General features: G+C 62.0%; 20 protein-coding genes. 8 read left to right on the top strand and 12 right to left on the bottom strand.

The window, feature by feature from the left end; translation table 11 throughout:
- Positions 1-310 precede the first annotated feature (310 nt).
- Entirely contained in the window at positions 311-1,564 is a 1,254-nt protein-coding gene (locus AB4Y79_RS05420; RefSeq protein ID WP_441859490.1) for an ROK family transcriptional regulator, read from the bottom strand.
- Positions 1,565-2,002: 438 nt separating this feature from the next.
- Here AB4Y79_RS05420 and AB4Y79_RS05415 point away from each other — a divergent pair, with 438 nt between their 5' ends.
- Entirely contained in the window at positions 2,003-3,643 is a 1,641-nt protein-coding gene (locus AB4Y79_RS05415) for a DUF5597 domain-containing protein (protein ID WP_441859488.1), read from the top strand.
- Positions 3,644-4,073: 430 nt separating this feature from the next.
- Here AB4Y79_RS05415 and AB4Y79_RS05410 read toward each other — a convergent pair whose 3' ends face one another.
- The 3 genes from AB4Y79_RS05410 to AB4Y79_RS05400 form a co-directional block, all read right to left on the bottom strand.
- Positions 4,074-6,560, bottom strand: a complete 2,487-nt coding sequence (locus AB4Y79_RS05410; RefSeq protein ID WP_441859486.1) for a glycoside hydrolase family 2 TIM barrel-domain containing protein — start codon at positions 6,558-6,560, stop codon at positions 4,074-4,076.
- 303 nt (positions 6,561-6,863) lie between these two features.
- The gene (locus tag AB4Y79_RS05405) at positions 6,864-8,105 is read right to left on the bottom strand and encodes an FAD-dependent oxidoreductase (RefSeq protein ID WP_441859484.1); all 1,242 of its coding nucleotides are present in this window, start codon (positions 8,103-8,105) and stop codon (positions 6,864-6,866) included.
- Between the two features lie 69 nt (positions 8,106-8,174).
- Entirely contained in the window at positions 8,175-8,468 is a 294-nt protein-coding gene (locus tag AB4Y79_RS05400; protein WP_441859482.1) for a putative quinol monooxygenase, read from the bottom strand.
- A 151-nt stretch (positions 8,469-8,619) separates the two neighbouring features.
- Between AB4Y79_RS05400 and AB4Y79_RS05395 the strand changes: the two genes are divergently transcribed.
- Positions 8,620-9,312 (top strand): TetR/AcrR family transcriptional regulator, encoded by a 693-nt coding sequence (locus tag AB4Y79_RS05395; RefSeq protein WP_441859480.1) that lies wholly within the window; start codon positions 8,620-8,622, stop codon positions 9,310-9,312.
- Between the two features lie 199 nt (positions 9,313-9,511).
- Positions 9,512-9,976 (top strand): SDR family NAD(P)-dependent oxidoreductase, encoded by a 465-nt coding sequence (locus AB4Y79_RS05390; protein WP_441859478.1) that lies wholly within the window; start codon positions 9,512-9,514, stop codon positions 9,974-9,976.
- Positions 9,977-10,170: 194 nt separating this feature from the next.
- On the opposite strand, the gene AB4Y79_RS05385 is transcribed toward AB4Y79_RS05390, so the two are convergent.
- From AB4Y79_RS05385 to AB4Y79_RS05360, 6 genes are all read right to left on the bottom strand, one after another.
- On the bottom strand, positions 10,171-10,320 hold the full coding sequence (locus tag AB4Y79_RS05385) for a hypothetical protein (protein ID WP_441859476.1): 150 nt from the start codon (positions 10,318-10,320) through the stop codon (positions 10,171-10,173).
- Between the two features lie 256 nt (positions 10,321-10,576).
- Positions 10,577-11,482, bottom strand: coding sequence for an extracellular catalytic domain type 1 short-chain-length polyhydroxyalkanoate depolymerase (locus AB4Y79_RS05380; protein WP_441859474.1), 906 nt, complete (start codon positions 11,480-11,482; stop codon positions 10,577-10,579).
- Between the two features lie 412 nt (positions 11,483-11,894).
- Positions 11,895-12,782 (bottom strand): alpha/beta hydrolase fold domain-containing protein, encoded by an 888-nt coding sequence (locus tag AB4Y79_RS05375; protein WP_441859473.1) that lies wholly within the window; start codon positions 12,780-12,782, stop codon positions 11,895-11,897.
- 1 nt (position 12,783) lies between these two features.
- Positions 12,784-13,671 (bottom strand): alpha/beta fold hydrolase, encoded by an 888-nt coding sequence (locus AB4Y79_RS05370; RefSeq protein WP_441859471.1) that lies wholly within the window; start codon positions 13,669-13,671, stop codon positions 12,784-12,786.
- A 38-nt stretch (positions 13,672-13,709) separates the two neighbouring features.
- A complete protein-coding gene (locus AB4Y79_RS05365; RefSeq protein ID WP_441859469.1) occupies positions 13,710-14,990 on the bottom strand; it encodes an MFS transporter in 1,281 nt (426 codons plus the stop codon).
- A 194-nt stretch (positions 14,991-15,184) separates the two neighbouring features.
- Positions 15,185-15,880: a TetR/AcrR family transcriptional regulator gene (locus AB4Y79_RS05360; RefSeq protein WP_441859467.1), complete on the bottom strand. Its 696-nt coding sequence runs from the start codon at positions 15,878-15,880 to the stop codon at positions 15,185-15,187.
- A gap of 181 nt (positions 15,881-16,061) precedes the next feature.
- Here AB4Y79_RS05360 and AB4Y79_RS05355 point away from each other — a divergent pair, with 181 nt between their 5' ends.
- The 3 genes from AB4Y79_RS05355 to AB4Y79_RS05345 are packed head-to-tail and all read left to right on the top strand — an operon-like array spanning position 16,062 to position 19,550.
- Positions 16,062-16,946: an alpha/beta hydrolase gene (locus tag AB4Y79_RS05355; protein WP_441859466.1), complete on the top strand. Its 885-nt coding sequence runs from the start codon at positions 16,062-16,064 to the stop codon at positions 16,944-16,946.
- A complete protein-coding gene (locus AB4Y79_RS05350; RefSeq protein ID WP_441859464.1) occupies positions 16,940-19,291 on the top strand; it encodes a family 78 glycoside hydrolase catalytic domain in 2,352 nt (783 codons plus the stop codon). The genes AB4Y79_RS05355 and AB4Y79_RS05350 overlap by 7 nt, the downstream gene beginning before the upstream one ends.
- Before the next feature lie 37 nt (positions 19,292-19,328).
- Positions 19,329-19,550 carry a hypothetical protein gene (locus AB4Y79_RS05345; RefSeq protein WP_441859462.1) on the top strand — a complete coding sequence of 74 codons (222 nt, stop codon included), beginning with the start codon at positions 19,329-19,331 and terminating at the stop codon, positions 19,548-19,550.
- 109 nt (positions 19,551-19,659) lie between these two features.
- On the opposite strand, the gene AB4Y79_RS05340 is transcribed toward AB4Y79_RS05345, so the two are convergent.
- The gene (locus AB4Y79_RS05340; RefSeq protein ID WP_441859460.1) at positions 19,660-20,685 is read right to left on the bottom strand and encodes a LacI family DNA-binding transcriptional regulator; all 1,026 of its coding nucleotides are present in this window, start codon (positions 20,683-20,685) and stop codon (positions 19,660-19,662) included.
- A 166-nt stretch (positions 20,686-20,851) separates the two neighbouring features.
- On the opposite strand from AB4Y79_RS05340, the gene AB4Y79_RS05335 reads away from it, so the two are divergent.
- A complete protein-coding gene (locus tag AB4Y79_RS05335; protein WP_441859459.1) occupies positions 20,852-21,787 on the top strand; it encodes a dihydrodipicolinate synthase family protein in 936 nt (311 codons plus the stop codon).
- 116 nt (positions 21,788-21,903) lie between these two features.
- The gene (locus AB4Y79_RS05330; protein ID WP_441859457.1) at positions 21,904-23,301 is read left to right on the top strand and encodes an MFS transporter; all 1,398 of its coding nucleotides are present in this window, start codon (positions 21,904-21,906) and stop codon (positions 23,299-23,301) included.
- A gap of 364 nt (positions 23,302-23,665) precedes the next feature.
- On the opposite strand, the gene AB4Y79_RS05325 is transcribed toward AB4Y79_RS05330, so the two are convergent.
- Positions 23,666-24,910, bottom strand: a complete 1,245-nt coding sequence (locus AB4Y79_RS05325) for an MFS transporter (RefSeq protein ID WP_441859456.1) — start codon at positions 24,908-24,910, stop codon at positions 23,666-23,668.
- Between the last annotated feature and the right edge of the window lie 112 nt (positions 24,911-25,022).

Here is a 25,022-nt window from a genome sequence, read left to right as displayed (position 1 = left end):
TCCTTCAAGGTGCGGGTCCGGACCCTGCTCGGGCCAAACACCATCTTTGATGTGGCCTAAGCCACGTTGCTTCACCCATCTTCTGCCGGTCTCCGGAAGAAGTCAAGGGCAAAGTACTTTTTCATGCATGAACACGCAGAGCCGCCAGCACTGGTTGATTGGGACGGAACGGCGCAGGAGGCCTCTCGCCCAGGGATGTGTGCAGCCACCATGGCCCGGGCAGGCTGCGCCGGTGCACGGTTCCGTCCCAACCTGCTGCGCGGAACGCAAGCGGGCGCTCCGCGCCGAGCCTCGGGACGGCAGGGCGCCGCTAAACTCCGGCGAATGTGGCGGGGGCTCCGGCAAGTTGCTGTTCAAGCAGTTTTGGAAGCTGTTCCCGGGAGAAGATCTCCCCCAAGGCAAGCTGCGCGCCACCTGCGGCGCCTCCACCTTCTTCGTCCAGGGCCGAGAGCTCAATGACGAGGTCCGCGGCGGACGCCGGCAGGAGCCGCTCCTGGACGGCCTGGCGGATGGGAGACAATGCCAAGTCTCCGGCTCTGGCAAGGCCGCCGCCGATAATCACGAGTTCCGGGGCGAAAAAGCTGACCAATGTGGCCAGGCTACCCCCCAGCGAGGAGGCTGTGCGGCGCAGCAGCTCCCGGCAAGCCGGGTCCCCGTCGCGTGCCGAAACTGTGATGTCCAATGCCCTAATAATCCCCGTCTGCTCCAGAATTCGGGCCAAGGCCTTGCTTTGCCCGCTCTCCGCCAGAGTCCGGCCATGACGGGCTATTGCGGCTCCGCCAGCCAGCGCCTCCAGACATCCGATCTTCCCGCAAAGGCAGACTGAAATACCCGCCTCGGGGACGGCCACATGTCCGATAGCCCCGGCCAATCCGTGCGCACCACGATAAAGCCGCCCGTCGACAATGAGAGCGGCGGCTATGCTGGCGCCCGCCCCGATGTAAAGCATCTGCTTTGCGGCGGCGGCGGCGGGGTTAGACCACATCTCTCCCAACGCCAACAGGTTCACCCGGTTGTCCACCCAGACCGGGACTTTCCATCTGGTGCTCAGATGCTCCCGCACGGGGTATCCATCCCACGCCGCCATCAACGGCACAGCTGCCGGAACACCCGTATCGAAGGCAACGGGGCCGGGAAGTCCTGCGCCGATGGCGAGCAGGCGCCCAGGACTTCCCCCCTCGGCACTGACGGCATCGACCAGTTCCGCGACGCGGTCGAGGACAACTTTCGGGCCGTCTGTTACGTCAATCTGGGCCTGCCGCGTCGAAAGGATAGCCCCGGAGAGGTCCGATGACACTACAACCAACTCGTTGGAGGCAATGTTGATCCCGACGACGTAGCCGGCTCTGGCATTAAGTTGCAGGCGCTTGGGTGCCCTGCCTCCCGTTGAGGGACCCAAGCCCGCAGGAACGACCAGCCCGGCCGCCTCCAGTTCCAGGACGCGCTCAGCGACGACGCTGCGCCCCAGTCCCGCGCGGTCAGCGAGACCAGGCTGGGTAATCCCCTTTTCGGTTCGAATCGCGTCGAGGACAGCGGCCAGGCCGGAGAAGCGGTCAAGGGGCATCTTGTTCCTTCCAGAGGGGAGAGAAAACTCCCTCCGTAGTATATCCTTTCGTCGGAAGCCGGAAGAAGTTTGGGGGCCCCTACTCGAAGGGCTCGCACGTTCCACCGACCCGCTCAAGGAGTCCTCTTTGCTCGCGGCACACAACCCTGGAAGGACTACAGGTAAATGACCCAGTTGCATGCGGAACAGGTCCTGGCATCAATGACATTTGCCGAAAACTCGCCCAGCTCCAGAGACGAGTGTCCCGTGCAGTCGGCTTTGATGACCTGGGATTCTGGACCAATGACCTCCAGAGTGAATACGTCGTGAAGCCAGGAGACTTCCGCATCGAGATTGGCAATGGTGTTTCATCCAGGGGGTTCAACCTAACGGTCTTCCCCTCCTGACGCTCCAGGCCCCAACTTTTCCCGATCAACAAAACAGCGAGGACTGATCACCATGTCACACCTGACCCTCCCACGACTCGAGCGGACGGGCAGCCACACGAGGCTCATAGTCGATGAGAAGCCCTTTCTCTGCGTCGGCGGTGAACTGCACAATTCCAGTTCATCGGACCGGAAGTACATGTCTCCCATTTGGGACAAACTGGCAACAGCCGGTATTAACTCCGTAATTGCGCCTGTGTCTTGGGAGCAAGTCGAACCGTGGGAAGGGCAATTCGACTTTTCGATTGTGGACGGCCTGGTGGCGGACGCCCGCTCGGCGGGCGTCCGCTTGGTCATAATCTGGTTCGGGGCATTCAAGAATGCTTCCTCCACCTATGCCCCCAGCTGGGTGCGTGCCGATCGGGAACGCTTCCCACGCGCGGACAGGGGCGCCAAACCAATGAAGACGCCGTTCTCCTATCCCGGATCTATGCCAAGGCCAAGCCTGTCAGTCTTCTCGCGCAACCTGTTCGAAGCCGATCGGACTGCTTACACGGCATTCATGATGCATGTCGCCAGGATTGATCCGGACCATACAGTCATCATGGTCCAGGTTGAGAACGAAGTGGGTCTGTTGGGGGCAGGAAGGGACCGCAGTGCCGTGGCAGAGGCCGTCTGGAATGCACCGGTTCCCGAGGCGCTTATTGCTGCGGTCTCCAGCGCACCGGAATCATTTGACCCGGAGTTTGTGCGGGTCCTCGCCGCAAATCCAGACCGTAGCATGAGCTGGGCGGATCATTTCTCCGATTACAACCCCACTGCTGACGAGACATTCATGGCCTGGGGATTCGCAACCTTTGTAGGCGGTTTGGCGGCCGCCGGAAAAGAGATCCTCCCGCTGCCTGCATACGCGAACGCCTGGCTTGGCCCCCAACGTGGGCAGGACCTGCCCGGCCAGTACCCCAGCGGGGGACCAACCGCCCGAATGATTCCAGTATGGCGGGCTGCTGCACCGGCCCTCGACTTCGTCGCACCAGATATTTATGTCCCCGACTCGGCAGAGGTCATGCGGCAGTACGCGTCTGCCCTTAACCCGTTGTTCATTCCCGAAGCCCGCTTTCGCGCAGGAGATGCCTTCTTGGCGATCGGCGGTTTTGGAGGTTTCGGCTACCACGCCTTCGGTGTCGAAGAGGCGCGGGAAGGCAACCAGTTCAGCACCGCCTGCCGGATCATCACTTCCCTCACCACGGAAATTGTCGATGCCCAGGGCGATAACCGAATTTTCGGTTTCGCCCTGGACCAGGACGAGGATTGCGTCAGCGCGGACGTCAGCGGCACAGTCATCACAGTTCGTAATGCCAGGAAGCTCCTCGAAAATATGCTCCTTGACGTTGGTGTTCGGGTTCCACCGGCGCCGGAACTGCCCGGAGAAACTGTTGCCGCAACCCATGGTCCCACCCCCGCAGATGGCCGTCCTTTCGGGCTGGTCCTCGCCATCAATCCCAGTGAGTTCATAGTCGTAGGCCAAGGAGCGCAGGTAGATTTCCACAAACAAGGCGCTGACGTTGAGCTTGACTCAGTGCGTGAGCTGGTTTTGACCGATACGGGGGTACGGGAAGGACGATACCTGAACGGAGACGAACGCCTCGAGATTCTTTCCGACAGGTACATCAGCGCCGTGAGAGTGCGCCTGCTGATCACCCCAAGTAAATAGCCATCACGGGTCCCGTGCCTGGAGGCTGTTATAGGTGTAGACGCCGACAGCCATGGGCTTAAGTCGACCATTAAGTCGACCAACCGAGGCTCTGGCGGGCGCTGCGGTCGTTCTTGGCCCCGCAGCTCGGGGTCCCGCGCGTTTCGTTATGGTAATCCGGCGAAGCATGTCATCGATTAGGGCAACCCGGATGTTGAGCTTCCCTGCATATTCAGGGTTAATTGTCCGCCTTGAGTTCGATGACCACCTACCCAAGTCTGCTCGATGTGGATTCCACTGGCAGATCAATTCTGACGCCAAGCCTTGACCTCCGGACGGGGACCTATCCCAAAGTTCATAGGACACGTTGCATGTTCTTTGCATCGCGCCCTCCGTTAAATGGAGCCGCCGATGGGCAGGTTATTGGGGAAAGGACTCCCACTTCGGTTGCTCATACAACGACTGCGGGGCCCTTATGCCGCACCACTTCCGGGACCGCATCCTCAACTCGGCGGAGCACGCTGACCGGCTCGAGAATCAAGGCGGCAGCCGAAACGGATTCAGCGGCAGAGACCCTCACCTCGATCGGGCCGGCTCCGGTCCGGCGGACGATGACCAACGCCGCTCCGTCGTATGTCCTGCCGGAGGCGCCGTCATAGACGTCCTCAGGAGCAGGATCACCGGTACCCACAGCCGCGAGTTCGCCGTCGCCCTGGATCTGCACGTTGATGATCTGGTCTTCGCTGGAGGTGCGCCGGCCATCCTGATCGACCACGGCGACTTCGACGAAAGCCAACTGGCCGAGGTCACCGCTCTCGGCTGTCAGCGCAAGGTGATGCGCCTTTGAGGCACTGGTGAGCGTAAAGCTCTCGGCATACTGCCCGTTGCGGATGGCGGTGGCGGTGAGTTCTCCGGGCTCGTAGGTGACGACGAACTCCGCTTTGTAACGGTTCGCGCGGCCAGCCGGGGCGGACCCGATCACGTCACCGTTGAGCGCCAGTTCGACCTCCTCGGCGTCGCTGTAGACCTCGACCGTGAGCAGGCCGCCATGTCCGGTCCATGTCCAGCTGCCGATGCTGTCGCTCCACGTCCATGGCCATGGATAGAGGTGCTTGTCCACGTTCTTGGGCCGGCACACAGCGATGTACGGTGCCTTCCGGAGACCGAAGACGATCTCCCGGTAGAACGACGCGGGACGTCGCCCCCCGATCAGGTCAAGGTCGCCGCACCATGCCGCGATCCAGGGGTAGGGCGCGTTCAGCGAGGGTGCCTCGCCTTCGTCAAGGTAGAGAGCTCGACCGAGTCCAACCTCTCCGAGGTAGTCGAATCCGGTCCAGGTAAAGTCCCCGATGACGTGGGCGTTGCCGGTGACTAACGCCCAGGTTTGGTCGATGCGGGTCGGGAAGGTCTCGGTTCCAACAATGACGCGGTTCGGGAACACTTCCTTGTCCATCTCGTAGCGGGCATCGAGGTAGTTCATGCCTGCGATGTCGAGCAGTCCGAAGGATTCGGCGGTTCGTTCGGTGACCATCGGAGAGGCACCGATCTGGTTCATTGATTCGCCGATGTTGGCCATGAGCGTGTTGATGCCCGCTGCATCGCCTGACTCGGCTCCGGGCTCGGAGGAGAGCTTCTTCAGGTCGTCCATCACCGCGAGCATCCCGTTGATGCCATTGGTGACGAACCGTGTCGGATCCAGTTGGCGTACCTTTTCCGCGAGGGCACGACCAGTGAGGGCTCCCGCCGGTGACCCGATCTCGGGGATCTCGTTGCCGATGGAATACATGATCACGGACGGATGATTGAAGTCTTTGGCCACCAGTGATTCGACGTCCCGCTCCCACCACTCAGCGAAGTGGAGGGAGTAGTCGTGCGGCATTTTATTCGAGGTCCACATGTCGAACGTCTCGTCCATTACATAGACGCCGAGCCTGTCGCACGCCTCGAGCATGGCGACGCTCATTGGGTTGTGCGCCGCGCGGATTGCGTTGAAGCCTGCCTCTTTGAGCAGCCGGACACGGCGTTCCTCGGCGTCGGCGAAAGTAGCCGCGCCCAGGATTCCGTTGTCATGGTGCACGCATGCGCCGCGGAGCTTCACCGTCTCGCCGTTGACTCTCAGGCCGTGGACGGGGTCGACCTGGAGTTTGCGGATGCCAAATACCGCTGAAGCATCGTCGATCACAGAAACGGCTGTTCTTAACTCCACGGATGCGGAGTAGAGATTGGGATGGTCGGCACTCCACAAGTTCGGTGCTGCGACATAGAGCCGCTGTCGGCTGCGGGAGGTTCCGTTCTCCTCGACGGTCACCGGGACGGTGCCTGTCGCGACAGGGGCTCCGTCCGCGTCGTGGAGGGCGACGACGACATCCACCGTCTCGAAGCGGTTACTGGTACTCCCAATGGTCACATCCACCTCGATGACAGCACCCTCAGCATCGATGTCCTCGGCCCTGACCCGTAGACCCTCCACAGGGATGTACACCTGAGAACCGACCTGTAGCCAGACATCGCGGTAGATACCGGCTCCCGTGTACCAGCGGGAGTCCTCACCGTGTCGGGATTCGACCTCAATGAGGTTCTCCTCTCCTGGGCGCAGGAACTTGTCCGCGTCGATAGTGAACCCGGAATAGCCGTACGGCCGCTGACCAGCGTATGCACCGTTGATGTGGACGGTTGCATCCCTGTATACGCCCTCGAACTGCAGGACCACCCGCTTGCCGTCGAGATCGGCGGGGGCAAGGAACGTCCTGCGGTACTGGTAGGCCCCCGCCGGGAAGAAAGCGACCGCGCCTTCGCCGTCGGGGTCGCGGCGCTCGTGGATCAGCGCGTCATGCGGGAGGACGACGTCTGCGTATGGTGCACTGGCTCCGCCGAGTTCGGCGAACGGGTTCACCTTGCGGCGGAACTGCCAGCCCTCGTTGAATGGTGTGCGCTTCATCGGGTCTCCTCAGGGCTTGCGGTGCTGATGGTCATGGTTGTGCGGATTTCGTCCAGCAGCTCAAGGGTGCTGATGCTGTCGGTCAGTGGGTGGGTGGGGTGTTCCGTCAGCCCGTCGGTACTCGCTTCGCCGCGCCCGCATTATTGACGATGAACACTGAACACGCGGAAGACTCATGGCCCGCCACACCGTCCGCGGCCGACCCCGCACAACCGGAACCATCCAGCGCGCCCCCTGCGGCCTTAACGCCGGCACAACCAGGGCGAGCTAACGTAACTGCGACACCAGCAGCCGGGACAGTTTCTAGGCGGACGCTCGGCCTATGACTGCGCGGAACTGGTGCTCGGCCTTCTCGATGTCTTCGAGTTGCGCGAGGATCTCCTTAGGGTTGGATTCGCCGATCAGCTTCTGCAGCAGGGGTGTGTGGTCAAAGATGGCGTCCCGGACGCGGCGCAGCGGGCGCGGCGCATGGTGGAAGACTTTACCCAGGGCGTAGGCGATCTGAGTGTGCCGGGCGGTGTGGGGCCGGCGGGGGGCCTCAAACGCCGCCAGTGTACGGCTGACGAGGCCATGATCGGACAGGTCCACTCCTGCCAGTGCCCTGCCGAGGAAGTAGCCATCTTCGATAGACATCCCCGCGCCGTAGGCGGCATACGGTGAGGTGGGATGGGCGGCGTCTCCGACCAGGGTTACCCTTCCCTGCGACCATTGCTTCAAGGGCTTCCGGTCCCGGAGGACCCAGCGCTGAACGTTCTGGGGCTCTGTCGCGGCGATCAACTGCGGCAAAGGTGCCGGGAATCCGGCGGCCAGGCCTGCGGCGGAGCTCCTCAGGTCAGCTGTGAATTCTTTACTGGAATCGTGGGCTGTCAGGACCCACCACTGGAATCCATCCCTGCCCTTCCGTCGGATTGAGGTCCAGGCCCCTTGGGTCACCTGGTCGTGGGAAACAACGCACAAGCCCTTCTCGGCTTCCACGGGCGGATCGTAGATGAACCCGCCAAAGATATGCAGGTTGTGTTCGCGGATCGGTTCATCGCCCCACAAAGTCTTGCGGACCATCGAATTGATGCCGTCGGCGCCAACGACGACGTCGGCCTCAACGACTTCCCCGTCGCTCATGAAGAGCCGCGCACCGGTACTGTCCTGCTCTACGCGCTCGACACCGCGATTGAATTCAATGGTCCCCTCGGGCAGTGCCTGGAGCAGCCGCTCGTAAAGCTCGGGCCGCAGCAACCCGATGAAACCGCCGCCGTACTGATCGATGACGTCCTGGGGCAGGTTGATCACTGCACGGGCATGCCCGGCGACGTTGCGGAACTCCGAGCGACAGGGGGCGCCGAAGTCCTCCACATCAACGCCCATCAAACCCAGGGCCTTGATGGGCGGCGGCCACAGGTTCAGGATATTCCCGGCCGGCCGGGCATGGGCGTAGCGTTCAAAAACCCGAACATGGTGACCGGCCTGCAGCACCGACAAGGCGGTAGACATGCCTGCAGGGCCGGCGCCGATGACCACGACGCGTCCAGGGGTGGGGGTTGAGTCCATGATATTCCTTAGAAAAATTCGATAGGTACGCGTTGTGAGGCGCGAAGTGCAGAGCGGATGAGGCCGCTGTCAGGATGCGGGTTCAGCCTTGAGTAACTGCATTTGCGGTTCCCCCTCTGTTAGGCCCGAGACGGCATCCAGGAAACGACGAGTGTGCTCATGGTTCATATGCGCATCGAGGGCCTCTTGTGAACGCCAGATCTCCACGCTGGTGATGAGGTCAGGTTCCGAAATGCTGGCATGGAAGCCGTAGTCCAAGCACCCCTGGTCCTTGCGGGATTCCTCGGCAACTTGGCCGCAGGCATCCAGCAAGTCCGCAAGCCGACCTGGGGCGGCACGGGCAACGCCCAAAGCGATGATCATAATTCCTCCTTGAAAGACGACCATGGTCCACTGACTAGAACGTAGTGATCACTACGGTTAGGATGAAAGCATGAAGCCTGCCTCACACTGGTGTCAACCCCTCCGAAGGGAATTGTGTGGAGGGTAGGGACAGCGAGAGCAGGAGAAGCGCATGGCAGGACTCGCAGAAACAGTGCAGCACGTGGACTACAACGTCCGGCCTCCCCTACAAAAACGCAGCAGGGAAGCCTGGGAACGCATCTTGGGCGCGGGCGTGGATCTCCTGCGCCAGGGCGGGTACGAGGCTTTCACGATTGCAGCAGTCTGCGACCGTGCAGGTGTGCCGCCGAGGGCCATTTATGCCCGCGTGGACACCAAGGAAGGCCTGTTCCTTGCCGTCTACGAGCACGGCCTCGGCAGCGTCCGGGAGCAGATGCGTGCAGTCTTCTCCGGCTTGAGCACAACGAAAGAGCAGCCCGCTGTGCAGCTTCGGGTGATTGTGCGCGGGATCGCCCAGGTATTCGACACGAACGCGGAATTCCTCAAGCCCGTCCTGCTCCTGTCCAGCACACACCCTGAAGTTCACCAGCGCGGCAGCACCTATAGCCGGGAACTCGGCGGGAACTTCACTGCCGCCCTCCAACACCTCAGCTCCACCATCCAACATGACAGCCCGGAACTTGCCCTGCAGATGTGCTTCAGCATGGTCCACTCCGCCGTGGTCATGCGGACCATGTACGGGCCCGGCTTCGCGATCCCGCCAGTTACCCAACAGCGGTTCGCCGATGAACTCGCGGAAGCGGCCGCTCGGTACCTCTTTGCGCCGGCAACAGCGCAAGCGGCGGGCCATCCACAGAACGAATAGCTCCTATGCTCAGCGCCCCGTTCCCCGATCAGTCAACGGCCGTCACGATTGGTAATCACTACGTTCGGCGGCTGTCTCGAGGTGCACGGTACTGGTGGCACGCCACGCAATGCGTTGCATGGTGGGCCCCATGCCAGGAAGGCCGCCGCCCGCACCTTTGCCCGGGCGGGTGCAACAGTGGTCGGCTGCGACCTGAACCTTGAGGCCGCATCGGCCGCGGAACTTCCGGCACGAAGTCGACGTCGTCTTCCTGCCCGTCCGGCACTTCTGGCCACTGCTCGCCGCTTCCGGAAGATCCGCCGTCGTCCTCGTCGGATCCACCGCAGGCGTCACCGGCTCCGTCACCAACGGCCGCCTCGCACACACTGCCACCAAAGGCGCTGTCGTGGCGATGACCAAGCAACTGGCCGCAGAAGGGGCACCACGGGGCATCCGGGTCAACTGCATCAGCCCCGGGATGATCCGCACGCCCGCCACCGAGGCGGACCTCCTGGCGCCATCACACCCGATGCGAAGCATCGAGTCCCACATACCTCTGGACCGGGTCGGAGAGGCGGATGAGGTAGCAGCCTGCGTACTATTCCTCGCCTCCGACGAATCCTCCTACGTCACGGGCACCAACCTCATGGTCGACGGCGGCTGGTCCGCCGTCCTCCCCGGATGAGCCGTACATAACAACCCAAGGACCCAAAGTGTTTGGATACTTTCCCGGCAACTACATATGGAATCTAGCGGTGGTCGTGAACCAGCTCGAAACGCAGGCTGAAGAACTCGAAGCCGCGGGCCGGTACCGTTCCGCTGGGCAAACTCGAACTTGCAGCGCGCGGCATCTCAACCCGCATGGTCGACTGCCCCGGTTCAGGGGAGGCGCTGCGTCTGCAATACCTGCCCGCCCAAATCGACACCGAAGAACGACACGACAAGCTGGAGGACTTCATCACCTTCGCCGACCAGATACATCTTGACGGCATAGTCGAAGACATCACCGTCCCCTTCCTCATCGCCCACGACCAAAACGACCGCCAAATCCCAGTCAAATACGCACACCGCACCTACGACCAGGCAGTGAACAGACCAAACCGGCAACTCCGTATCTTCACCCCCCGAAGAAGGAGCAGCCGAACAGGCACCCAGCGCGGCGTGTCAGCCAACGCCTGAATCCACCTGTTCGAGGGGATCCATCTCATTGAGGGGAACCGCACGGAAACGCGGCGCGCCAGCGAGATGCACCGACGGGCAGCGGTCTGAGAACCGCCGCGGTACGTCAGCCTCGTCGGTGGTGGTCTGCGAAGAAATCCAACATCGCAGTGGAGGCGTCGATCTCCTGTGTCACAGGCCCCAGCCCAAAGGCGGCGAGATCGACGGCTGTCCCCGGCCAGGTATGGCCGCCCCCTGCGATCTCGTACAGGACGACGTCGGCCTTTCCGTCGCATTCCGTCCAGGTGTAGCTGGTCACAGAAGCGCTGTAACTGCCGAGAGCGGGGCCTACGCGGCAGGTGTTCAGTTCGGCCCAGCGCTCGGCAGCCTGTTCCACGGTGTAGCCCCACCGGGGGTCGGTGTTGCCGAGGTAGGGATTGACGGCGTCGGCGGTGCCGTGGAAAGTCATGACAGCGACCGGCTGCTCCGGCTGACAGGTCAGGGCCTCCGGGCTCGTCAGGTCGGTCACGTCCGCGCGCCCCGCTCTCAGGCCCGCGACCGGCGCGATGGCGGCGAACACGTCGGAGGCCTCACAGGCGAGGGCAGACGCCATTCGGCCGCCGCCCGAGTACCCGGTGGCGTACACTCGACGATCGTCAACGCATCCCAGGTTGTCGATCCTGTCGACGACCTGGCGGAGGAACGCCACATCGTCGCGGGAACCCTCGGGAGGCAACGTCCCCGAGGTGAGCGGAACTCCGGGTACATTCCACGCCCAGTTGCCCCCCGGGAGTGTCTGCGGGAAGGCAATGTCGCCTGCCGGCTCGGCCACGATGAAGCCCTTGGCTTCCGCGGCGTTCTGGAGACCGGAGATCTCGGCTTGCCGCGCAGCATTGTTGTTGGAGCCGTGAAGGTCAAGCACCAGAGGCAGCGGTCGGGTCGCCGCGGCGGGGGGCACGGTGACGAGAACGTCGTAGCTTTCACCTTGGAAGGGAACTGCGATGGTGGATGTTCCCTCGGGAATGGTCCGCACGCAGGGATGTTCTGCCGGGTTGCTCGGTGCTGCGGACGCTGGTAAGGCGCTTAGCGCGGTGAGTGCGGCGCCCGCCACCGCGATCATTGCAGCCAAGCGTGCCGGTTTCCGGCCGGGTGATGAGGGTCGTGAACGATGCGCAGTTGGCACGGGTAACTCCTTTGATGAATGAAGACGGGGAATGGACGGTAGCGGATGGACTGCGGATTCAGGCACGGTCTTGGACGACCATGCCCGGCACGTGGAGGGTGAGGTAAGTGACCTCGTCGCCGGCGAGTGTTCGCCGAGCCTGTCCCGCGTCCATCAGCAAGGCTAGAGCCGGCTCTGGCGGCGCCTCCGATCCCGTCGATCAGTGTGGTGCCGGTGGTCAGGAAAGCCGTATCCCCCGGAATCCGGATCCCACGTCCACGCTTCAGTCCACCGTCAGGAATCGTCGCATGCGAGCGAGCGTCCGCTGCGTCCGGGGATCGCCGACGACATTGAGGTACCCGTGTTCCGTGCCAAGCTCCCGGACCACCTCTACGTCGACCCCTCCCCGAGCGAGATCCGCAGCGAAAGCTTCGCCGGACGGCCGGAGTTGGTCGCGTTCCGCGTTGACGATCAGCGTCCGTGGCATACCGCGCATGTCGTGCCCACCCGGGAACGCGTAGGCCTCCTCTGATGAGGCTCCGCCGAGGTAGCAATCACTGACGGCGCGAATAGCCTCGGAAGAAAGAACCGTGCCCCCCGGAGATTCGTCGAGAAATGCCTGCAGCTCGTCATCCGGCTCGGGAAGCTCAGGGTGCAATAGCGGGTAGACAAGGACCAGCGAAGCAAGTTTGCGACCGCCCGAATCACGGAGCCGCAGCGCTGCGCCTGCCGCGATGTTGGCACCTGCGCTCGCTCCGCCGATCGACACGTGCGTGGGATCCCCTCCCCAACTGGAGGCGTTGTCCCACGCCCAGGAGACGGCTGTTGCTGCCTGAATGGAGGCGGTAGGGTAGGGAGCGCGGGGACCCGCTGCCGCCAGGTAAGCGGCCGCTTCCTCCGGGGTGGGGCCTCCATCGGCAGGATCCGGCTGCGGGAAATACTTGAGCGCGTCGAGGGGAGCCAGCGTGTAATCCACCGATACGACCGTCACGCCGTCTTCAGCCAGCCTGCGTCCTACTTCATCGGCCTCAGGCATGTCCATCGTGCCGAACATGTAGGAGCCCCCGTGGAGCCACACGAGAGTTGAACCGGTCGGCTTGTCTGCCTGGTAGACACGCACCCTAAAATCGAATTCGGCACCATTCAGTTCGTGCTCGCTTATCGCCGGCATGTCAATCCTCACGTTCGATGTTGATCTGGTGGCCTCCGGTCTGAATGAATCGGGAGATGACGTCGAGGTATTCGTCGGTCTCTTCCACGAGAGGGCCGTGGCCCGAGTTCTCAAAGACGTGCAAGTTCGCGTGGGGAATGCCCTTCACGATTTCTTCCGATTGCGATGGCGGTGTGACCCAGTCGTATCTGCCCGTGACGACAAGGGTGGGAATATGGACGGCACCCAGCTGTGCACGGAGGTCAAAAGAAGTCATGTCGTTCTTCATGACGTGCTCGGCCACCTCAGGTCCGGGAATCATGCGTGCCCACACGGCTTCCCTTTCTGCCAGCGGCGGGGTCGTGCGGTAGTAGAGGGGATCGGCGACTTCGCCCCACCGAGCATTTTGCTCAGGGGTGCTGGTTCCGGAGAATCGAGCTGTCAGAAGCTCCATCTGCTCTGCGCTGGCGACCTCTGCAACCCGTTTGAACGAGCTCTCGTAATACTCGTAGCTCGGAGCCGTGTTGGACAGGATCAGCTTAGACAATGAATCGGGGTACCGGACGGCGTAGTGCAGAGCGACCATGCCGCCGAATGAGACACCAAGCAGCACGGGCGCCTCGACCCCAAGATAGATCCTGAGCGCTTCGATGTCGTCGGCCATCTGCTGCATCGTGTAGGTGCTGATGTCTGCGCGGCCGGATCGTCCTGTGCCCCGGTGGTCGAAATAAACGATCTGCACTTTGTCCTGCAAGCCGTCGAGCCAGGGTCGGAATAAGCTGTGGTCGCCTCCCGGGCCCCCGTGGTGGACGAACAGCACCGGCTTTGGGTCGAGACCCTTTTCCGTTACGGATAGGCCTGATCCGACGACGTCGAAGAAGAGATCAACACCATTGATTTTGGCAAACATGAGACTCCTGAGAAGAAAGGGCGCGGGGAACGTGAGTGCTAGCGGACGCCGCGGATGGGGACAACAGCGACGGCGCCAAGGACGGCGATTCCGATCGCGACGAAGAACATGCTGACGTACCCACCGAGCAGGTTGATGGCGAATGCTGCGACGAGCGCGGCGGCGGACTGCCCGATCAGCGTGGCGAGGTTAAGGATTCCAAGATCCTTGGCAGCTGAGCCCTCCAGGTTCGGAAGTACCTGAGTCATGATGACCGCGTCGGACGCCAGGTACATGCCGAATCCGATACCGACGAGCACGGTCATGACGAACAGGGCAGGCACCGTCGGCGAAGCGATCAGGACGGTGTAACCGGCGCCCGTGAACCCGCATGCGATGTAGAGGAAGATCTTGCGCCTGCCGAGTTTGTCGCTCAGCCAGCCCGTGGTGTATCCGGCGATGATCGCCGGGAGAATCGACGCCGCGCCTGTCAGGCCGATCAAGGCGTTCGTTTCCGTAAGGCTGAGACCGATGTAGTCGCTCATGATGAAGAAGAGGTACGACTGGAAGATGAAGAAGGCGAGGATGAACAGGAAGCGGGACACGAACGCCCACGCGAAGTTTGGGTGCTTAACCGGGTTGATCCAGAAGCTCAGGAGGAACTTCCCAAAGCTGAATGGCTCCAAGACCATCTCCGTGTTCGGCCGGTCGCGGGCGACGACGAGAAATGAGATGACGAGTAGGGCGAGTCCGGCACCGAAGCTTGCGTAAGCGAGCGGAAGGTTGAACGCCAAGACACCGGCGATGATGACGCCGGCCGCGTACCCACAGTTGAGCCCGAGGCCGATGAACGCGGAAACCATTCCTCTGCGATTGACTTCGTACCGGTCCGCCATGATCGCCGCGAGGGGCGCGCCGATCAACGCCGAACCGGTCTGCACGAGGCATGCCAGCAGGAGGATGAGGGCGACTGACTGTAGCAGTCCAATCCCGGAGAGCGCGGCGGCCATCAGGAGCCCGCCTGCGAGCATCCATGGCGATCTTCTGCCCCAGCGTGATCTCGTCCGGTCGCTCAAAGCACCGACCAGCGGCTGGACGATCACGGCGGCAAGGATGGACACGGACGATACCAAGGCCAGGTTGGACACTTTGTTGTCGGCATCGAGCAGTGTGAGCTGATTTGGCAGAAGGACCGCGGTGAATCCTAGACCCGCAGAGACGATGGCGAAGTTAATCAGGGCAAGGAACGGCATCAGCGCCGGGCCCGCAGGTGCGGAAATCCTCGCCGAGATTGGGGCTCCAGGCGCCGTTACTGGGGAAACATCAGGCGACATTGACATGAGTTGACCTTTGAGGGAGGGGCCGAGGGAACCGCCCAGCCACCACGGCTGCGACGGAAATCATTCACAAGAAGCAGCTCAGCGCTACTACATTCGAACGATAGCCTCACAAAACCCTTAAGGCAATGGTTTTTATTGAAAAAACCCTAAGGCAACGGTTTCTATGGGTGGGGTGGTGGTGCCGCCCCGAGTCCTCAGGTGGCAGGAAGTTCCCGCGAACGGTCAGCCGCTGACGCAGCCAGCCATGGGACTCCCGCGGATTCAGCCACTCTGCTGATGGCACGACGCATGTGGGCCACGATGTCAGTGGCGCCACCCGTGATGACATACTGCAACTGCAGACCGTCAAGAGTCGCGACAAACTCCTCCGCGGCAGCGCGCGCGTCGAAATCGCCGCGGATGTCGCCATGGTCCACGAGAGCCTGGTACGACTGCGCTATTGCATGGATGGTCCGCTCATAACGCTCGGCATAGAGCCGATGCTCAGGCGTTTCCGGATCTATCGCCTGCGCCGAGACCAGTACGAAAAGTTCAATCAGTCCCGGCTCGGCGGCGATGCGCTCCGTGACCTCTAGCAACAGCCTGAAGACAGACGCCGCGTCAGCGTAGGCGATCCGTTCGGGGTGCGGTCCGAGGGCCGGGTCAATCTGGCTCAATGCCACCACTGACAGCAGGTCGAATCTTTTCTCTGCCACGGCAAAGAGAAGAGCCTTTTTGGTTGCGAAGTGATGCAAGAGCCCGTGCGGCGTCAGGCCAACATCGTCGGCGATGTCCTGCATCGAGGTGCTGTGGTAACCCCTCTCTTTGAACCTTTCGACCGCCGCGTCGAGGATCGCCTCCCGACGGGCGCGACCAACGGCATAGCTTCCGGTCTTCTTGCGAGTGCGCATGCCTCCACCGTAGTACCCACTGACCAAATTTTTAAAAAAGGGTGTATAAAGGGTTTTTATCGAGCGCTCCTAGCCTGAGAGCTCAAACCGAATGCAAAGGGGCAGCACTGTGACTCGAGTTCCGTATGATTCTGAACTTCAACCTACGGCCGAGTGGTTCATGGCCACCTACGGTCCGACCATGCCCTCGCATGTTCTGCCGATTGCGCGGGCAGCTTTCGCGCAAGAGGTGCGAGGGCTGGACGAGCTCGTCGCCGGTCGCCAAGTCTCCGCCCGCACCCTTGAAGTCCCAGGTGACGAAACTGGTCCCGCATCTTCCGTGACGGTCTTTTCGCCGGAGTCGATCGCAGAGGGTTGCGCAGTGTTCTACATCCATGGTGGAGGGATGGTGATGGGGCATCGGTTAGGTGGCGCGGAGGACCTCGTCAGCTTGGCGGAGCAGCTGCAGGTGCCGGTTATCACCGTCGACTACCGGCTTGCACCGGAGAACCCATTTCCGGCGGCCGCGGACGATGTTCGACGTACCTGGCTCTGGGTGGTTGAACAAGCAGCTGAGCTCGGCTTTGACCCAAGCCGTCTGATACTCCTTGGTGCCAGCGCCGGCGGAGGGTTGGCGGCAGGACTGGCTCTGCGCCTGCGGGACGAAAAGTTGCAGTTGCCTCTGGCTGTCGGTCTACTGTCACCCATGCTCGACGATCGGAATGAATCCGTTTCCAGTCGCGACTACGATGGCACCTCGTTGTGGGACCGTGGCTCCAATCTGATGGGTTGGGACGCTCTTCTGGGTGAGGAGCGTTCAACGGTTTCGGAGTACGCGGCACCAGCACGCGCCGCAGATCTCTCCAGACTTCCTCCCACATTTCTTGAAGTTGGTTCTTCGGAGGTCTTTCGTGATGAGACCACTGAACTCGCATCGCGACTGTGGGCTGCCGGCAACCTGGCCGAACTGCACGTGTGGGCTGGTGGTTTCCATGGATTCTCCACCTTCGCACCAGAAGCGCGGGTCAGCGCAGCATCCCTCACCACCCGTAACGATTGGCTGCGCAGAATGCTGGTGTCTTGTTGAATACCACTCATACATCGGAACTCGTGAAGAAGCAGCCGATATTGGCGGCACGGTTCATATCCCCCGACCGTGCCGGCATGGAGGCACCCCGGCTTCGCAAAGAGGCCGACATCGAGGCCGGGCACGGTGCTGTCACGGAAGCAAGAATGCTGGTCTCGGCTCTGGGCGTGGTCGAGGCATCGATTGACGGGAACCCCGTCTCCGACGATCTGCTCACCCCTGGCTGGACCAGCTATGAATGGCGCCTCCGATATTCGGACACCGATGTCACCGCACTCCTCAGCGAGAAGGCGGGGCAACGTGTTGCGATTGGGCTCGCCCTCGGCAACGGATGGTACCGAACCGGGCTGGGAGCGTGGGGGGCTCGAGCGCCGCACTACGGCGAAGAACTGGCTGGGTTCGCCGAGATTCATGTGACGTTCTCCGATGGACATCAGCAGGTCATCGTCTCGGATGACACGTGGATGGCAGCCCCCGGCGACACCACCGAGAACGGGTTGTATGACGGCCAACATATCGACGCACGGCTTCGAACTCCGGGCTGGAACACGGTCGGGTTCGACGAGGCCGGGTGGGGGTCGGTGCACACCGTAGAGGTGGATGCGGCCAAGCTGGCGCCCTACATCGCCCCACCGGTGCGCCGTCAATTCACAGTGGCCCCGGTCCGAATGTGGGAGAGTCCACGGGGGACAGTTCTCCTCGACTTCGGGCAGAACCTGGTGGGTTGGGTGCAAGTGCGTGTGCAAGGCGAAGCCGGGGATCAGATCACCCTGCGCCACGCCGAGGTACTCGAGGACGGCGCCCTCGGCACTCGTCCCCTTCAGGGAGCGCAAGCCACCGATGTCTATACGTTGAGCGGAGCTGAGGACGTCTTCGAACCCACGTTCACTTTCCATGGGTTTCGGTTCGTCGAGGTAGCTGGCTGGCCAGGTGGCATTTCGAACATTGGCGCGGACGCGTTAGTGGCCATGGTCGTCAGCTCCGATCTCCGTCGCACTGGACGTTTCAAATGTTCCGCGCCCCTGCTGAATAGATTGCACGAGAACGTCGTGTGGAGCATGCGCGGGAATTTCCTCGATGTGCCGACCGACTGTCCCCAGCGTGCTGAACGGCTCGGATGGACGGGAGACATCGCCGTCTTCGCACCGACCGCGGCTTATCTCTTCGATGTAAGTGGGTTCCTCCGAGACTGGCTGCGAGATGTCACTGTCGAGCAGGCGAACACCGGCGGACGCGTACCCCTAGTGGTGCCGGACATCTTCAAGTACATGGAGACGCCGTTCCCCGCCTCGGAGCCGATGGCGATCTGGAGCGACGCCGCGGTGTGGGTTCCATGGGCGATGTGGCGCGCGTACGGTGACCAAGCCGCGCTCATCGAAGCCTTGCCGTCGATGATCTCGCACACGAGACGCGTACAGACACTGCTTTCCGAAGACGGCGTGTGGGACCAGGGCTTCCAGTTCGGGGATTGGCTCGACCCCGATGCGCCGCCGGACCAGCCCTGGGCGGGGAAAGCGGACCCTGGTGTGGTCGCCACAGCTTCGGCATACCGCACGGCCTGCATCGTTGCCGAATCTTCCGCGCTCTGCGGCAGGAATGACGACGCGGCAAAATTCGGAGCGATGGCCGAGGAACTTCGCACGGCGTTCCGTCGTCGGTACATCAGCAAGGAGCGGATACTCAGCGACTGCACCACGGTGTACACGCTCGCGATTGCGTTCGACCTCCTCACCGATGAAGAACGCCTCTGGGCAGGAGCGCGTCTCGCCGAACTCGCCAATGAAAGCGGCAACCAGATCTCGACGGGATTCGCGGGCACACCGTTCATCCTTGATGCACTCACTGCCACTGGACACCACGAAGTCGCCTACCGCCTCTTGTTGCAGGAGCAGATGCCTTCATGGCTCTACCCCGTCAAGATGGGAGCGACGACGATTTGGGAACGGTGGGACTCCATGCTCCCCGACGGTTCCATCAACCCTGGCGAAATGACAAGCTTCAACCATTACGCGCTCGGGTCTGTCGCTGATTGGATGCACAGGAATATCGGTGGAATTGTCCCGCTGAGCGCGGGCTACGAACGCGTACTCTTTTCACCATGTCCCGGCGGTGGAATCGACTGGGCCGAGTCAGTCCTGGACGCTCCGCGAGGGCGCATCGCTCTCCGATGGCAACTGACTGCCGACGAACTTAGAATGTCTTTCGACCTCCCGGCAGGAGTGACGGCTGTCATTCGTGACCGGTCAGGCACTGAGCAGGAAATAGTCGGGCCCTGTGAGAACCGCATTTACGCCTCGAACGCAAGAAGAGGCAACACGCAGGTTACCTCGGAAACGCTGGTGTAGTGAGCTACTACCTCTGGCTCGAAGCCGACAAGGCAGGATGGAAACTGGATTGGACCAGCGTTACCGCGAGTTCCCGGACGCGATGGCCGCCAGGACGGACCCTCTCCCGCCGGCCAGGTCGGCGCCATCCTCAAAGCCAAGCCCCAACGTCATTTCGAAATACCGGAACAGGCTCATCGCCGCGGGTCTGATCCAGTCCGCCGGCCACGGCAAAGTCGGCTTCGTGATATCCGGCCTCCGCCAATACCTCCGCGAATAGGTTGACGGAATATCCAATATCGGCTCTTTACAAGGAGATCGGGAGAAACGTGAAGCGGGCCTGTTTTCGGGGATCGCCCGGGTGGTTTCTTCCCTCTAGCCCCCGCACCTCATTTGCTGGTGCGCCTGGGCGTACCGCTGGATTGGCGCGGGATAAGGGTGGGCATGGATCGCCGAATCAGGGGCTCGACGCCTGGGTTGACGATGAGGTCGATGGCGGTTGCAGCGATCTGGTCCAGGGGAACGCGCACTGAGGTTAGTGGTGTGGGTAAGCGCGCGGAAAGCGGGGTGTCGTTGTATCCAACCAGTGCGAGATCTTCAGGGATGTTGATGCCGTGGTGGTGGGCTGCTGCCATGACGCCCATGGCGATGTTGTCGTTGGCTGCGAAGATCGCTGTCGGACGGGACTTCGGGGTTCCGGCGAGGAGGGTTTCACCGGCAGTGTAGCCGTTTTCGATGCCGTAGCCGGCAGCGGTCAACCATTCCTCCCGCGGCTGTATGCCTGCCTCGCTCAGTGCTTTCCGGGCTCCTGCCAGGCGTGCGGTTCCGGTGGAGGTGAAGGCGGGGCCGGTAACAACGGCGATGTCACGGTGGCCGAGGTCGATGAGGTGGCGCACGGCGAGGTAGCCCCCCACTTCGTCGTCTCCGAGGGCGGAGGGGCTGATGCCGTCAGTCCGGAGCACCAGCGCGTGCGCTACCCGGCGTTCACGCAGTAGACGGGGTAGTTCGTCATCGAGGCGTGCCGTGGCGAGAATCAACCCATCGACGTTTCTGTCCAGAAGTGTTTCGGCTGCCCGCCTCTCGTCGTCGGGATCGTCGCCGCTGGTGGCGACCATGGCGAAGTAGCCGCGGGAAGACGCGGCCTTTTCGAGTTCTTCGAACATCAGGGCCATGACGGTGTCGCTCAGGCGGGGGACCAGGACCCCTAACGTCCTCGTCTCGCCGCGGCGAAGACTTGAGGCGAAGGAGTTCCGCCGATAGCCGAGATCCTCGGCGATCTTACGGACGTGTGCTGCGGCTGCTGAACGGGACGTGGTTCGTTCATCCAGGGCGCGGCTGGCCGTGGAGATGCTGACGCCACTGGCAGCTGCGACGTCCTTCAGGGTAACGATCGCTGCGGGTAAGGCCCGTTCCATCGCGGTTCTCCTCTTCAGCACGGGTGTAACAGACACTCTATTCCTCCAACTTGCAAACGTTCTCTTGACAGTGACCTGCGACACGTGCAAACTTGAAAACGTTCCCGCAAACGTTTTCATCATAACGGGACTACCGACCATCAAAGAAGACAAGAAGGTAGCTGTAATGACACTCGATCTCCGCGGACTCAGCCCCGCACCTGTCACCCCGTTCACCGAAGATGGCGCTGTCGACTACGCCGCCATCCAGCGTCTGGGTTCGTGGCTCGGATCGATTGAGGGCGTGAAGAGCCTCGTCGTCTTGGGGCACGCCGGCGAAGGCACGTTCCTTACCGAAGAGGAGCAGTTGGACGTCATTCGCGCGTTCGTGGCCTCCACCGACGGCCGCGTACCGGTGGTGGCGGGTATCACGAAGGAGGGCAACAAGACCGCGGCCCTCGAGGCCAAGAAGGCCGTCGAGGCCGGCGCGTCAGCAGGCCTGGTCTACCCCTCGCACGGGTGGCTGCGCTTCGGCTACCAGAAGGGCGCCCCGCAGTCGCGCTACCAGGAGATCTATGACGAGTCCGGCCTGCCGCTGATCCTCTTCCAGTACCCCGACAACACCAAGGCCACCTACGACCTCGACACCCAGCTCGAGATCGCCGGCCAGGAGGGCGTCTTTGCCACCAAGAACGGTGTCCGGAACATGCGCCGGTGGTACACCGAGATCCCCGCGCTGCGCGCCGCGTACCCCGAGCTGCAGGTGCTGTCCTGCCATGACGAATACCTGCTGCCGACAATGTTCGATGTCGACGGTCTGCTCGTCGGCTACGGCAACATCGCCCCCGAACTGCTCGTCGAACTGATCGAAGCCGGCAAGGCGCAGGACTACAAGCGTGCCCACGCAATTCATGAGCGGCTGCTGCCGGTGACCAAGAACGTTTACCACCGCGGCTCCCACATGGAAGGCACCGTCGCCTTGAAGTGGGGCCTGGTGAACCGTGGCATCCTTGAGCACGCCACAGTGCGCACCCCGCTCCTGCCTCTGCCCGAGGGCGCCGAGACCGAAATTGCGGAAGCCTTCGCCGCCGCAAACATCGGCAAGGTCACCGCCGCTGTCTGATCCACGGATCCTGAGGATGGCGGGAGCAACTCCCGCCATCCTCCCCTAGGCTTTAGCCATCTCCACTCTTGGTCAATGAGGACCCCAGCATCGCAGCTGGAGAAGGAGGACTCGCAATGCGCGAGCCGAACAACACCACAACCATGGCGGGCGGCCCCGACGCCGCCAGAATCAACTCCGAGCTGGTAGCCAGGCTTGAACGGCTCCCGGTCACCCGACGTTTGAGCCTCATCCGCATCATCATCGGATCAGCAACCTTTTTCGACGCCTACACCGTCCTGGCCATCGCCTTCGCCATGCCCCAACTGGTAACGGAATGGCACCTGAGCGCAGGCGAGATCGGAATGATCCTCTCCGCCGGCTACGTCGGACAAATCTTCGGAGCGCTCTTCTTCGGACACCTGGCCGAAAGGATCGGCCGCATGCCGGTCCTGCTCATCACCATCCTGCTGTTCGTCTCCATGGACATCGGCTGCCTGTTCGCCTGGGGAGCCTGGTCCATGATCGTCCTCCGCTTCCTCCAAGGCATCGGCACCGGCGGCGAAGTACCGGTCGCCAGCGCCTACATCAACGAATTCATCGGGGCCAAAAAACGCGGACGCTTCTTCCTCCTCTACGAAGTGATCTTCCCCGTCGGCCTCATGTTCGCAGGCATCGCAGGATACTTCCTGGTACCGGTCTTCGGCTGGAAAGCCATGTTCATCGTCGGACTCATCCCCGCGGTCCTCACCATCCCCATGCGGGCGCTGATGCCCGAGTCACCCCGCTGGCTCGCCTCGACCGGCCGCGTCAAGAAGGCCGACGCAGTCGTCAGCATGCTCGAAAACGAAGCACTCAAAGCCGGCGCCACACTTTCCGAACCCGTCGTGCGGCCCGTGGACCCCAAGGCCACAGCCCGGTCCGACTGGCGCGAACTCTTCAAGGGCATCTACCGCAAACGAACCTTCACCATCTGGTTCCTGTGGATCTGCGTCTACATGGTCAACAACGGCCTCATCACCTGGCTGCCGACCCTGTATAAGCAGGCCTTCAACCTTCCCCTGCAGACCAGCCTCGCCTACGGCTGGGTGACATCAGCCGTCGGCGTGATCGCGTCCATCCTCTGCGCCCTGCTCATAGACCGGGTCGGCCGCAAGCGCTGGTACTCCGTAGCGTTCCTCGCCTCCACGGTCCCCCTCGTCATCCTCACAGCACTCGGCGCCGTCTCCGCCACGCAAGTCGTCGTGTTCGCCAGCGTCGCGTACGCCATCCTGCAAACCATCTCGTTCTCCCTCTACCTCTACTCTGCAGAGCTCTACCCCACCCGGCTGCGCGCCATCGGTACCGGATTCGGCAGCGCCTGGCTCCGCGCCGGCTCCGCAATCGGACCGCTCCTCGTGGGATGGATCGTCGACAGCTACGGCGTCAGCGTTGTCTTCACCGTATTCGCAGCAGTAGCCCTCATCGGTGGCCTGGTCACCATCTTCTTCGCCATTGAAACTAAGGGCCGCGTCCTCGAAGAACTCTCACCCTAAGCTGCAAGACCCGATAAAGCCCAGCACGAAGCGGCGGCATGGACTTCCTCAAGTCCATGCCGCCGCCATGTTTCCTCAAACGATTTGCAGCCCACGCTCCCCCACCCGCCTACGCTAGGTGGCCACCCTGTCGGGAGCCCTGTCCTTCAAACCCAAACCTCATCCCGGTACGCTCAGACCAGACTTTTGGTGGCCGCGTTTCAAGGGTCGCGCTCACGAAGAGACCGCTCCTTATCGCCCCCGGCAGGCGCACCCGCACGAAAACACACCAATAACTGACATCGGAAGATACCTTGACCGAATCGCTGTTACCGGTTCTTCGAAGCAAGCGAGGGAGTAGATCCGAAAGTAGGCTCTGGAGCCATTACCGCAGGTTCCGAGCACCGATAACGCGGTCACGTCCCGCGAACCAACCTGTCACGGCGAGAATAGCCATGATGCCTGCGGTAACGAGAAGCGGCAATGACCATCCCCCGCTTACATCGTGCAGGCCACCGAACATGACTGGGCCTGCAGCGCCGAGAGCATAGCCAACCGATTGCGCCATACCCGACAAGGATGCGGCCTGAGGATGACTCGCGGTCCGCAGGCTAAACATTGACAGGGCAATGACTATGAGGCTGCCACAGCCAAGTGCACCCAGGAAGACCCACAACAGCATGAGGTCCGGCGCCAGGGCCAGTCCAAGAAAGGTCACGAAAGTGAGTATGCCGCTCAATGCGGATATGAACTGCTGGTTGGGGCCCCTGTGAAGGATGACACCTGCTGCAAGGCTGGCAAATACATTGACAAGCAAGAACGCGGACAAGTGGATGCCAGCGACCTTCGCCGGGACTCCAAGGCTTTGTTCGAGTGTGGGAAGCCATGCCATGAGGACGTAGAAGGCGATCGATTGCAGCCCCATGAAAATGGTGACCTGCCAACCCAACATGGAAGCCCACGGCGACTTGTAAGGACTGTCGGTTAGGGCAGTGTTTTGGGCCATGTCCTCGCTAGTTCGTCGCAGCCACGGCATCAGCACTCCCATGGCCAACAGCGACAGTCCAACCCAGATTCCCAGTGCCAGCCGCCATCCTCCAGGAGAAGTTTGCGCTACAGGAACGACCACGGCGGCACCGATCGCGGCGAAGGCGGCCTGCGTTGCGGTGTAGCTTCCGGTGACCCTGCTGACCCTTCCGGGGAAGTCCCGCTTCACGAGCGAAGGCACCAGGACGTTGAGGAACGCTATGGCAAGGCCGATCGTAGCTGTGCCCACCCAAATGAAGCCCGACACAGTCAATGACCGAAGCACGATGCCCAAAGAGAGGATCAGCAAGGACGTCCACAGCGCGCGGTCGAGACCCAATCGTGAAGCAAAGGCTGGGGCCATAGGCGAGAAGACTGCAAAGGCAATCAGTGGAAGACCGCTGAGAAAGCCTGCTGCTGTACTGGATAGTTCAAGGTCACTGCTGATATTGGTTAGTACAGGTCCCACGCTGACAAAGGAGACCCGAAGGTTAACGGCGATGAGCAGAAGCCCGATGTAGGCGAGGCCGAACCGGGCAGTGCGGCGCCCCTTTTGCTGGTAGTAATCATCGTGAATTTTTTTCACGCCTTCCCGGTTGGTCATTTCACTCCATATTCATTTGCTGGCTTAGACGTGCAGGAAAGGGATGAACCGTCAGCCTGGTGAGCGTTGCAAACGCTACCGCGTTGCACCCTTTCCCCCCGCGTTGCATGGG

Origin of the sequence: Pseudarthrobacter sp. YAF2 (genome assembly GCF_052113345.1) — a bacterium.
GTDB lineage: Bacteria > Actinomycetota > Actinomycetes > Actinomycetales > Micrococcaceae > Arthrobacter.
The sequence above is the reverse complement of the archived record's forward strand: the minus strand, read 5'-3'. Positions and strand labels throughout refer to the sequence as shown.